This window comes from Pseudomonas sp. B1(2018) (assembly GCF_003097365.1).
Classification (GTDB): Bacteria; Pseudomonadota; Gammaproteobacteria; order Pseudomonadales; family Pseudomonadaceae; genus Aquipseudomonas; species Aquipseudomonas laurylsulfatiphila.
This window is the reverse complement of record NZ_PYUK01000006.1, coordinates 231,780-244,172: the sequence shown is the minus strand read 5'-3', so window position 1 is coordinate 244,172 and position 12,393 is coordinate 231,780. Positions and strand designations below refer to the sequence as shown.

Below are 12,393 nucleotides of genomic sequence, written 5' to 3'. Positions count from 1 at the left end.
TGGTTTTGGATTGATTGCTGAGGAGTTCTTTTCGTGACTAAATTTCGTGACGTTGAAATCCGCGCTGCCCGCGGTAACAAGCTGACCGCCAAGAGCTGGCTGACCGAAGCGCCGCTGCGCATGCTGATGAACAACCTCGACCCGGAAGTTGCCGAGAACCCTAAGGAACTGGTGGTTTACGGTGGTATCGGTCGCGCTGCCCGTAACTGGGAATGCTACGACAAGATCGTCGAAAGCCTGACCAACCTCAACGACGACGAGACCCTGCTGGTGCAATCCGGCAAGCCGGTTGGCGTGTTCAAGACCCACACCAACGCGCCGCGCGTGCTGATCGCCAACTCCAACCTGGTTCCGCACTGGGCGAGCTGGGAACACTTCAACGAACTCGACGCCAAAGGCCTGGCCATGTACGGCCAGATGACCGCCGGCAGCTGGATCTACATCGGCAGCCAGGGCATCGTCCAGGGCACCTACGAAACCTTCGTCGAAGCCGGTCGCCAGCACTACAACGACAACCTCAAGGGCAAGTGGGTCCTGACCGCTGGTCTGGGCGGCATGGGCGGTGCCCAGCCTCTGGCGGCAACCCTGGCCGGTGCCTGCTCGCTGAATATCGAATGCCAGCAGGTCAGCATCGATTTCCGTCTGAAAAGCCGCTATGTCGATGAGCAAGCCAAAGACCTCGACGACGCGCTGGCGCGTATCGACAAGTACACCAAAGAAGGCAAGGCGATCTCCATCGCGCTGCTGGGTAACGCTGCTGAAATCCTGCCGGAACTGGTCAAGCGCGGTGTGCGTCCGGACATGGTCACCGACCAGACCAGCGCCCACGACCCGCTCAACGGTTACCTGCCTGCCGGCTGGACCTGGGACCAGTACCGCGCTCGCGCCAAGACTGAACCTGCCGCTGTGATCAAGGCCGCCAAGCAATCGATGGCCGTGCACGTCAAAGCGATGCTGGACTTCCAGAAAATGGGCGTGCCGACCTTTGACTACGGCAACAACATCCGTCAGATGGCCCAGGAAGAAGGCGTGGAAAACGCATTCGACTTCCCAGGCTTCGTACCGGCCTACATCCGTCCGCTGTTCTGCCGCGGTATCGGCCCGTTCCGTTGGGCTGCGCTGTCGGGCAACGCTGAAGACATCTACAAGACCGACGCTAAAGTCAAAGAGCTGATCCCGGACGACGCCCACCTGCACAACTGGCTGGACATGGCGCGCGAGCGCATCAGCTTCCAGGGCCTGCCGGCACGTATCTGCTGGGTTGGCCTGGGCCTGCGCGCCAAGCTGGGCCTGGCGTTCAACGAAATGGTGCGCAGCGGTGAGCTGTCGGCGCCGATCGTGATCGGTCGTGACCACCTGGACTCCGGCTCGGTATCGAGCCCGAACCGCGAAACCGAATCGATGCAAGACGGTTCCGACGCCGTGTCCGACTGGCCGCTGCTCAACGCCCTGCTCAACACCGCGAGCGGCGCGACCTGGGTGTCTCTGCACCACGGCGGCGGCGTCGGCATGGGCTTCTCCCAGCACTCGGGCATGGTGATCGTCTGCGACGGTACTGACGAAGCGGCCGAGCGTATCGCTCGCGTGCTGCACAACGACCCGGCCACTGGCGTTATGCGTCACGCCGATGCCGGTTACCAGATCGCCATCGACTGCGCCAAGGAACAAGGGCTGAACCTGCCGATGATTACCGGCAAGTAATGCTTGCCCTGTAGGAGCTGCCGCAGGCTGCGATCTTTTGGCGTCATTGCTGACGCCGAAGATCAAAAGATCGCAGCCTGCGGCAGCTCCTACAGGGGGATGACCAACATCGAATAACAATCCATAGAGGTTGAACCATGGCTGTCAACAGCGAACGTGCAGGCAGTAAACCGTTGATCGAGAAACGCTCGATCGACTACATCCCGGAAGCGGAAAGACACGGTCGTCTGTTTAGCCAGTTCACCCTGTGGATGGGTGCCAACCTGCAAATCACCGCGATTGTCACCGGGGCGCTCGCCGTGGTGCTGGGCGGTGATGTGTTCTGGTCGCTGATCGGCCTGCTGATCGGGCAATTGCTCGGTGGCGGCGTGATGGCGTTGCATGCGGCGCAGGGTCCCAAGCTTGGCCTGCCGCAGATGATTTCCAGCCGGGTACAGTTCGGCGTGTACGGCGCGGCCATCCCGATCGTGCTGGTCTGCTTGATGTACCTGGGCTTCACCGCTACGGGAACCGTGTTATCCGGCCAGGCGCTGGGCCAGTTGTTTGGCGTCAGCGACACCGTCGGTATCCTTCTTTTCGCCAGTGTCATCGTGCTGGTCACGGTGCTCGGTTATCGGGTGATCCATTGGATCGGCCGTGTGGCCAGCGTCATTGGCGTGATTGCCTTTGTTTATCTGTTCAGCCGTCTGATGAGCCAGGTTGACGTTGGCGCTCTGTTGCAAATCCGCCACTTCAGCTGGAGCAGCTTCTTGCTCGCGGTGTCGCTCGCGGCGTCCTGGCAGATCGCCTTCGGCCCTTATGTGGCTGACTATTCTCGCTACCTGCCGAGCAAGATTTCCTCGGTGAAAACCTTTTTCGCCGCAGGTGCAGGTTCGGTCATTGGTGCACAGGTGGCGATGGTCCTCGGCGTGTTCGCTGCCGCTTCGGCCAACGGGCAATTCGCCGGCCACGAAGTGGCCTACATCGTGGGTCTGGGTGGTACCGGTGCCACTGCTGCGCTGCTGTACTTCAGCATCGCGTTCGGCAAGGTCACCATTTCCACACTGAACTCCTACGGCAGCTTCATGTGCATCGCGACCATCATCAGCGGTTTCCGTGGCGACCTGAAGGTCACGCGCTTGCAGCGTCTGGTCTTCGTGCTGGTCATCGTCGGTGCTGCGACCCTGATGGCATTGCTCGGCCAGCACTCGTTCCTCGGTGCGTTCAAGTCCTTCATCCTGTTCCTGCTGGCATTCTTCACGCCATGGAGTGCGATCAACCTGGTGGACTACTACTGCATCACTCGCGAGCGCTATGACGTGCCGGCGCTGGCCGATCCGAACGGTCGCTACGGTCGTTGGAACCTTCTCGGTATCAGCGTCTATGTGTTCGGTGTGCTGGTGCAGCTGCCGTTTATCTCCACCAAGTTCTATACCGGTCCGCTGGTGGCGGCCCTGGGTGATGTGGATATTTCCTGGATCATCGGTCTGGTGATTCCCGCAGCCCTGTATTACCTGTGTGCGAAAAAATGGCACGGCACAGTGCCTGATCGTTTGATCCTGCCGGTCGAGCAGGATGCGGTCACCGAACAAAAGCAGAATGTCGGTCGCGCTGCGGCGCAGGCCTGATTGGACGTGGACAGGGCTGGATGCCTCTTGACTGCCGTAAGCCAATTCATGATTAGGAGCGTCACAACAATGAAATCGAACAAGACCCTGCTGACCACATTGCTTTCCATGGGCCTGCTGGCCAGCGCTGGCGCCACTCAGGCGGCGGGTTGGTGCGAGTCGGGCAAGCCGGTGAAATTCGCCGGTTTGAACTGGGAAAGCGCCATGCTGCTGACCGACGTGATGCAAGTCGTGTTGGAGAAAGGCTACGACTGCAAGACCGACAGCCTGCCGGGCAACTCCATCACCATGGAAAACGCCCTGAGCAGTAACGATATTCAAGTGTTTGCCGAAGAATGGGTCGGCCGCAGCGAAGTCTGGAACAAGGCTGAGAAGGCCGGCAAGGTCGTCGGTGTCGGCGCGCCGGTGGTGGGTGCGATCGAAGGCTGGTACGTGCCGCGCTACGTGATCGAAGGCGACGCCAAGCGCAAGCTGGAAGCCAAGGCGCCGGACCTGAAGAACATTGCTGACCTGGGCAAATACTCGGCGATCTTCAAGGACGCCGAAGAGCCATCCAAGGGCCGTTTCTACAACTGCCCGGCCGGCTGGACCTGTGAACTCGACAACAGCGAAATGCTGAAGAGCTACGGCCTGGAAAGCACCTACACCAACTTCCGCCCAGGCACCGGCCCGGCGCTGGATGCCGCCGTGCTGTCGAGCTACAAGCGTGGCGAGCCGATCCTGTTCTACTACTGGTCGCCAACCCCGCTGATGGGCCAGGTCGACGTGGTGAAACTCGAAGAAAAACCAGGCGTGAACAAGACTGTGACCATCAAGGTCGGCCTGTCCAAGACTTTCCACGACGAAGCGCCGGAACTGGTGTCCGTACTGGAAAAGGTCAACGTGCCGATCGACCTGCTGAACCAGAACCTGGGACGCATGACCAAAGAGCGGATCGAGTCGCCAAAACTGGCCAAGATCTTCTTGAAGGAACATCCTGAAGTCTGGCACGCGTGGGTGAGCGAAGACGCAGCCAAGAAAATCGACGCGGCCTTGTAGGTTGAGCTTCTCCGGCTGCCGGCAACGGCAGTCGGACGCTTGATCGCAACCCCTTGATTGAGAGTCTCTTATGTTTCCCGAAAGCTTTACCTTTTCCATCGCCGACTGGGTCAACGGTTGGGTCGATTCGCTGGTCACCAACTACGGCGACGTGTTCCGGCACATCTCCGATACGCTGTTGTGGGCCATCGTCAATCTTGAAAGCCTGCTGCGTGCGGCGCCCTGGTGGCTGATGCTGGCGATCGTGGCGGGCGTGGCCTGGCACGCGACCCGTAAAGTCGTGACCACGTCAGTGATCGTCGGCCTGCTGTTCCTGGTGGGTGCGGTCGGCCTCTGGGACAAGCTGATGCAGACCCTGGCGCTGATGATGGTGGCGACGATCATTTCGGTGTTGATCGGCATTCCGCTGGGCATTCTCTCGGCACGCAGCAATCGCCTGCGTTCGGTGCTGATGCCGTTGCTGGACATCATGCAGACCATGCCGAGCTTCGTGTACCTGATCCCGGTGCTGATGCTGTTTGGCCTGGGTAAGGTCCCGGCGATTTTCGCCACCGTGATCTACGCCGCGCCACCGCTGATTCGTCTGACCGATCTGGGCATTCGCCAGGTCGACGGCGAAGTGATGGAAGCGATCAACGCTTTCGGTGCCAACCGCTGGCAGCAACTGTTCGGCGTGCAACTGCCGCTGGCCCTGCCGAGCATCATGGCGGGCATCAACCAGACCACCATGATGGCCCTGTCGATGGTCGTGATCGCCTCGATGATCGGTGCCCGTGGCCTGGGTGAAGACGTGCTGGTGGGGATTCAGACCCTGAACGTCGGACGTGGCCTCGAAGCCGGTCTGGCGATCGTGATTCTGGCTGTGGTGATCGACCGCATTACACAGGCGTACGGTCGTGCACGGCATGAGGTGAGCAAATGAACAACGCAACCGTGAGCAAGATCGAAGTCAAAAACGTCTTCAAGATTTTCGGCAACCGTGCCAAGGATGCGCTGGCCATGGTCGGCCAGGGCAAGACCAAGGATCAGGTGCTGGCCGAAACCGGCTGCGTGGTCGGCGTGAACGACCTGTCGCTGAGCATTGGCAGCGGCGAGATTTTCGTGATCATGGGCCTGTCGGGCTCCGGCAAGTCGACCCTGGTACGCCACTTCAACCGCCTGATCGATCCGACCAGCGGCGCGATCCTGGTGGACGGCGTGGACATCCTGCAATACGACATGGAAGCCCTGCGCGAATTTCGCCGGCGCAAGATCAGCATGGTGTTCCAGAGCTTCGGCCTGTTGCCGCACAAGAGCGTGCTGGACAACGTCGCCTACGGCCTGAAAATCCGTGGCGAAAGCAAAGCCATGTGTGCCGAGCGTGCGCTGCACTGGATCAACACCGTGGGCCTCAAGGGTTACGAAAACAAATACCCGCATCAGCTTTCCGGCGGCATGCGCCAGCGTGTGGGCTTGGCCCGCGCCCTGGCGGCGGACACCGACATCATCCTGATGGACGAAGCGTTCAGTGCCCTTGATCCGCTGATTCGTGCGGAGATGCAGGACCAGTTGCTGGAGCTGCAAAAGACCCTGCACAAGACCATCGTCTTCATCACCCACGACCTCGACGAGGCCGTGCGCATCGGCAACCGCATCGCGATCCTCAAGGACGGCCGCCTGATCCAGGTCGGCACGCCGAGGGAGATCCTGCACTCGCCGGCGGATGAGTATGTCGACCGCTTTGTGCAGCGTCGGGCGGCGGTGGTTTAAGAGGTTTGTGCCGGCTGTGCTGGCCTCATCGCGAGCAAGCTCGCTCCCACAGGGATTTTGTGAACACCGGAGATCCATTGTGGGAGCGAGCTTGCTCGCGATGAGGCCGGTGAAGCTGCATCAATATTCAGGTTGTAAGCACGAGGTTGAAGATGTCCCAGGCTGAAAAAATCGTTATCACCCAAGCGCAGGTCACCTGGCAGGATGTGGTCGCCGTCGCTCGTCATGGCGCGCAGCTTGAGCTGTCGGCGCCGATCTGGGCACGCATCGAAAACGCCCAGGCCATCGTCCAGCGCATCGTCACCAGCGGCGAACGTGCCTACGGCATCAACACCGGCCTGGGCGCGCTGTGCAACGTCTCGCTGCAGGACGAACAACTCAGCCAATTGTCGCGCAATACCTTGCTCAGCCACGCCTGCGGTGTTGGTGCACCCCTGGCCGACGAGCAGACCCGTTCGATCATGTGTGCCGCCATCGTCAACTACAGCCACGGCAAATCCGGCCTGCACCGTCAGGTCGTCGAAGCGCTGCTGGCGCTGCTCAACCGTGGCATCACCCCGCAGGTGCCGTCCCAGGGTTCCGTGGGCTACCTGACCCACATGGCCCACATTGGCATCGCGTTGCTGGGCGTGGGTAATGTCAGCTATCGCGGGCAGATCGTTTCCGCGCAGCAAGCGCTGGCCGAAGAAGGCCTGCAACCGGTCAAGCTAGGGGCGAAAGATGGTTTGTGCCTGGTCAACGGCACACCGTGCATGACCGGTCTGAGCTGCCTGGCCATTGCCGACGCTACGCGCCTGCTGGAATGGGCCGACGTGATCGGCGCCATGAGCTTCGAAGCCCAGCGCGGGCAGATCGACGCGTTCGATGCCGAGATCATCGCGCTCAAGCCGCACCCTGGCATGCAACAGGTCGGGATCAACCTGCGTGCCTTGCTCGACGGCAGCGAAGTGATTGCCCAGAGCAAAGGCATTCGCACGCAAGACGCCCTGAGCATTCGCTCGATCCCGCAAGTCCACGGCGCTGCGCGCGATCAACTGGTACACGCGACCAAACAGATCGAAACCGAACTCAACGGCGCCACCGACAACCCGCTGGTGCTGGGCACTGCGGACAACTATCGCGTGGTATCCCAGGCCAACCCCCACGGCCAGTCCGTGGCCATGGCCGCGGACCTGCTGGCGATTGCCATGGCGGAAATCGGCTCCATTGCCGAACGTCGCCTGGACCGCTTGATCAACCCGCACGTCAGCGGCTTGCCGGCGTTCCTGGTGGCCAACCCGGGGGTGAACTCCGGGATGATGATCGTGCAATACGTGGCCGCGTCCCTGTGTGCGGAAAACCGTCAGCTGGCACAACCGGCGGTGCTGGATAACTACGTGACGTCGGGCTTGCAGGAAGACCACCTGAGCCTGGGCACCAACGCTGCGCTGAAGCTGCATCGCGCCTTGGAAAACTGCACGCAGATCCTCGCCATCGAGTACCTGTTGGCGGCCCAAGCGTTCGAATTCTTGAAAGAGCAACGCTTCGGCGCGGGCACCGATGCCGCTTGGCGTCTGCTGCGTGAGCACGTTCCTGCCTATGACCAGGATCGCTGGCTGGCGCCGGACATCGCTGCTGCTGCCGGCGTTCTGAAAGACCCTGCTTTGCTGCAAAAAACCTTACCGAACTTGAACTGATTTCCAAACAAGACCAGCGTGCCAAGGCGCCAGCCCCCTCAAGAAGGGGGAAGCGACGGACAACGGATATTTCCGGAGCGTCTGGTAGTTAACAACAAACTCTCAAAAGGAGAATGAACATGACTGCGCTTAATTTGATTCCCGGCCAACTGAGCCTTGCCCAACTGCGTGATGTCTATCAGCAACCGGTCAAAATCACCCTCGATCACAGCGCTGCAGCGCAGATCGAAGCCAGCGTGGCCTGCGTGGAGCAGATCCTCGCCGAGAACCGCACCGCCTACGGCATCAACACCGGTTTCGGCCTGCTGGCCTCGACCCGTATCGCCAGCGAAGACCTGGAAAACCTGCAGCGCTCGCTGGTTCTGTCCCACGCCGCCGGTGTCGGCCAGCCGATCAGCGATGAGCTGGTGCGCCTGATCATGGTGCTCAAGGTCAACAGCCTGAGCCGTGGTTTCTCCGGCATCCGCCGCGTGGTGATCGACGCGCTGATCGCCCTGATCAACGCCGAGGTGTACCCGCACATTCCACTGAAAGGTTCGGTCGGTGCTTCCGGTGACCTCGCGCCTCTGGCCCACATGTCGCTGGTGCTGCTGGGCGAAGGCAAGGCGCGCTACAAGGGCGAGTGGATGGAAGCCACCGAAGCGCTGAAAGTCGCTGGCCTGACGCCACTGACCCTGGCCGCGAAAGAAGGCCTGGCGCTGCTCAATGGCACTCAGGTGTCCACCGCGTTTGCCCTGCGTGGCCTGTTCGAAGGTGAAGACCTGTTCGCCGGCGCCCTGGCACTGGGCGGCCTGACCGTGGAAGCGGTACTGGGCTCTCGCTCGCCGTTCGACGCCCGCATCCACGCGGCCCGTGGCCAGAAAGGCCAGATCGACGCGGCCGCCGCTTATCGCGATTTGCTGGGCGAGCGCAGCGAAGTCTCCGACTCCCACGAGAACTGCGAGAAGGTCCAGGACCCGTACTCCCTGCGTTGCCAGCCACAAGTCATGGGCGCCTGCCTGACCCAGTTCCGTCAGGCCGCCGAAGTGCTGGCGATCGAGGCCAACGCCGTCTCCGACAACCCGCTGGTGTTCGCTGCCGAAGGTGACGTGATCTCCGGTGGCAACTTCCACGCCGAGCCGGTGGCCATGGCCGCCGACAACATGGCCCTGGCCATCGCCGAAATCGGCTCCCTGAGCGAGCGCCGCATCTCGCTGATGATGGACAAGCACATGTCGCAACTGCCGCCGTTCCTGGTGGCCAACGGCGGCGTGAACTCCGGCTTCATGATCGCCCAGGTGACCGCCGCGGCACTGGCCAGCGAAAACAAGGCGCTGTCCCATCCGCATTCGGTAGACAGCCTGCCGACCTCCGCCAACCAGGAAGACCACGTGTCGATGGCGCCGGCGGCTGGCAAGCGTCTGTGGGAAATGGCCGAGAACACCCGCGGGATTCTCGCCGTGGAATGGCTGGCCGCGGCTCAGGGCCTTGACCTGCGCAACGGCCTGAAGACTTCGCCGAAGCTGGAAAAGGCCCGCGCCATCCTGCGCAACGAAGTACCGTTCTATGAAAAGGACCGCTTCTTCGCGCCGGACATCAACGCCGCGACCGAGCTGTTGGCTTCGCGTTGCCTGAACGAGCTGGCTTCGGCGAAGTTGCTGCCGAGCCTGTAAGGGCTCCAATGTAGGAGCTGCCTCAGGCTGCGATCTTTTGATCCTGCTTTTTAAAAGATCGCAGCCTCGTTGCACTCGACAGCTCCTACAGGGGGGCTGCGGTCTTCTCTGTAGGAGCTGCCGCAGGCTGCGATCTTTTGATCTTGCTTTTTAAAAGATCGCAGCCTCGTTGCACTCGACAGCTCCTACAGGGGGGCTGCGGTCTTCTCTGTAGGAGCTGCCGCAGGCTGCGATCTTTTGATCCTGCTTTTTAAAAGATCGCAGCCTCGTTTCACTCGACAGCTCCTACAGGAGGCGATTCGATTTTGCGTCGAATAACAACAATTAAGGACGAGCAATGCAACAGCCAGCAAAGGGTTTGAAACGCGGGCTCTCTGCCCGACATATTCGCTTCATGGCGCTGGGGTCGGCAATCGGCACCGGGCTGTTTTACGGTTCTGCCTCGGCCATTCAAATGGCCGGGCCTGCGGTGCTGCTCGCGTACCTGATTGGTGGCGCGGCGGTGTTCATGGTCATGCGCGCCCTCGGTGAGATGGCGGTGCACAATCCCGTGGCCGGCTCTTTCGGCCAGTACGCCAGCACCTATCTCGGGCCAATGGCGGGCTTCATCCTCGGTTGGACCTACGCATTCGAAATGGTCATCGTCGGCATGGCCGACGTCACTGCATTCGGTATCTACATGGGCTTCTGGTTCCCGGAGGTTTCCCGCTGGATCTGGGTGCTGGGCATCGTCTCGGTGGTAGGCGGCCTGAACCTGTGCAACGTCAAAGTCTTCGGTGAGATGGAGTTCTGGCTGTCGCTGCTCAAGGTCGGGGCCATTGTCGCGATGATCCTGGGTGGCTTCGGCATCATGTTGTTCGGCATCAGCACGGCGCCCGGCGCCCAGGCGACCGACATCAGCAATCTCTGGAACCATGGCGGCTTCATGCCCAATGGCGTGGGCGGTCTGATCGCTTCGTTCGCGGTGGTGATGTTCGCGTTCGGCGGGATTGAAATCATCGGTGTGACCGCCGGTGAAGCCAAAGACCCGCAGCATGTGCTGCCCCGGGCGATCAATGCCGTGCCGTTGCGCATCCTGTTGTTCTACGTCCTGACGATGCTGGTGCTGATGTCGATCTTTCCATGGCAGCAGATCGGCAGCCAGGGCAGCCCGTTCGTGCAGATTTTCGACAATCTGGGCATCGGCTCGGCGGCGACCATCCTCAATATCGTGGTGATCTCGGCGGCGATCTCGGCCATCAACAGTGACATCTTCGGTGCTGGCCGCATGATGTACGGCCTGGCTCAGCAGGGCCACGCACCCAAGGGCTTCGCGCGGTTGTCGCGCAACGGCGTGCCATGGATGACCGTTGTGGTGATGAGCGCCGCGCTGTTGCTGGGCGTGTTGCTGAACTATCTGATCCCGGAAAACGTGTTTCTGCTGATCGCCTCCATCGCGACCTTTGCCACGGTTTGGGTCTGGCTGATGATTCTGTTTACCCAGGTGGCCATGCGTCGTTCCATGAGCGCCGAGCAGGTCGCACAATTGAAATTCCCGGTACCGTTCTGGCCTTATGCACCGATAGCGGCAATTGTCTTCATGCTGTTCGTCTTCGGCGTGTTGGGCTACTTCCCGGACACCCAGGCAGCCTTGATAGTCGGCGTGGTGTGGATCGTGCTGCTGGTGCTGGCCTACCTGACCTGGGTGAAACCGGCGGCAGGCCAGGCTGCCCTGGTGACGCCGGACCCGACTTTTTCTCATCGATAACCTAACGGAGGCCAAGGATGAAAACGCTCTGGCAACACTGTCACGTCGCAACCATGGCGCAAGGCGTCTACTCGATCATCGAGGATGCGGCCATCGTGACGTCAGGCGCGCTCATTGAGTGGATCGGCCCGCGCGCTGAACTGCCGGCGGGGGATTACCCGGTCGTCAACGATCTTGAAGGCGCCTGGGTCACCCCGGGACTGATCGACTGCCACACCCACACGGTGTTCGGCGGTAACCGCAGCGGTGAATTCGAAAAGCGCCTGCAAGGCGTCAGCTACGCGGAAATCGCCGCCAGCGGTGGTGGCATCGCCAGCACCGTGCGCGCCACCCGCGCGGCCAGCGAAGACGAACTGTTCGTCAGTGCCGCCAAGCGCTTGAAAAGCCTGATGCGCGATGGCGTCACCAGCATCGAAATCAAGTCCGGCTACGGCCTGGACCTGGCCAACGAGCGCAAGATGCTGCGTGTGGCCCGTCGCCTCGGCGCCGAACTGCCCGTCAGCGTGCGCAGCACCTGTCTGGCCGCTCACGCCTTGCCGCCTGAATACACCGATCGCGCCGACGACTACATCGATCACATCTGCGCTGACATGCTCCCGGCCCTGGCGGCCGAAGGGCTGGTCGACGCGGTGGATGCATTCTGTGAATACCTGGCGTTCTCGCCGGCGCAGGTCGAGCGCGTATTCATCACCGCCCGGGAACTGGGTTTGCCGGTGAAGCTGCACGCCGAACAATTGTCGTCGCTGCACGGCTCGAGCCTGGCGGCGCGTTACCACGCGTTGTCCGCCGATCACCTGGAGTTCATGACCGAAGACGACGCCATCGCCATGGCCGAGTCCGGTACCGTCGCGGTGTTGTTGCCCGGGGCCTTTTACTTCCTGCGCGAAACCCAATTGCCGCCGATGGATGCCCTGCGCAAGCACGGCGTGAAAATCGCCATCGCCAGCGACCTCAACCCGGGCACCTCACCGGGACTGTCGTTGCGCCTGATGCTGAACATGGCCTGCACCTGCTTCCGCATGACCCCGGAAGAAGCCTTGGCGGGTGCCACGATTCACGCCGCTACCGCGCTGGGCATGGCCGATACCCACGGCTCGCTGGAGGCCGGCAAGGTCGCGGATTTCGTCGCCTGGCAAATCGATCGTCCGGCCGACCTGTCGTACTGGCTGGGCGGCGACCTGGAAAAACGCGTCGTGCGCCACGGCGTCGAGACAATTCTGTAG

The 12,393-nt window shown here is 61.4% G+C and carries 9 protein-coding genes; all 9 read left to right on the top strand.

The window, feature by feature from the left end; genetic code table 11:
• Positions 1-33: 33 nt before the first annotated feature.
• The 9 genes from hutU (at position 34) to hutI (ending at position 12,393) form a co-directional block, all read left to right on the top strand.
• Complete coding sequence (hutU, locus tag C9422_RS12000) at positions 34-1,701, top strand: urocanate hydratase (protein ID WP_102698542.1); 1,668 nt, start codon at positions 34-36, stop codon at positions 1,699-1,701.
• 137 nt (positions 1,702-1,838) lie between these two features.
• Complete coding sequence (locus C9422_RS11995; protein WP_116580806.1) at positions 1,839-3,308, top strand: cytosine permease; 1,470 nt, start codon at positions 1,839-1,841, stop codon at positions 3,306-3,308.
• A gap of 69 nt (positions 3,309-3,377) precedes the next feature.
• Positions 3,378-4,346, top strand: a complete 969-nt coding sequence (locus C9422_RS11990; RefSeq protein WP_007975540.1) for an ABC transporter substrate-binding protein — start codon at positions 3,378-3,380, stop codon at positions 4,344-4,346.
• Positions 4,347-4,416: 70 nt separating this feature from the next.
• Positions 4,417-5,268, top strand: a complete 852-nt coding sequence (locus C9422_RS11985; protein WP_007975541.1) for a proline/glycine betaine ABC transporter permease — start codon at positions 4,417-4,419, stop codon at positions 5,266-5,268.
• Complete coding sequence (locus C9422_RS11980; RefSeq protein WP_007975542.1) at positions 5,265-6,095, top strand: glycine betaine/L-proline ABC transporter ATP-binding protein; 831 nt, start codon at positions 5,265-5,267, stop codon at positions 6,093-6,095. The genes C9422_RS11985 and C9422_RS11980 overlap by 4 nt, the downstream gene beginning before the upstream one ends.
• A 152-nt stretch (positions 6,096-6,247) precedes the next feature.
• Entirely contained in the window at positions 6,248-7,771 is a 1,524-nt protein-coding gene (gene hutH / locus C9422_RS11975) for a histidine ammonia-lyase (protein ID WP_116580805.1), read from the top strand.
• Between the two features lie 119 nt (positions 7,772-7,890).
• Entirely contained in the window at positions 7,891-9,423 is a 1,533-nt protein-coding gene (hutH, locus tag C9422_RS11970; RefSeq protein WP_116580804.1) for a histidine ammonia-lyase, read from the top strand.
• A 337-nt stretch (positions 9,424-9,760) separates the two neighbouring features.
• On the top strand, positions 9,761-11,170 hold the full coding sequence (locus tag C9422_RS11965) for an amino acid permease (protein ID WP_116580803.1): 1,410 nt from the start codon (positions 9,761-9,763) through the stop codon (positions 11,168-11,170).
• A gap of 17 nt (positions 11,171-11,187) precedes the next feature.
• Positions 11,188-12,393: an imidazolonepropionase gene (hutI, locus tag C9422_RS11960; RefSeq protein WP_116580802.1), complete on the top strand. Its 1,206-nt coding sequence runs from the start codon at positions 11,188-11,190 to the stop codon at positions 12,391-12,393.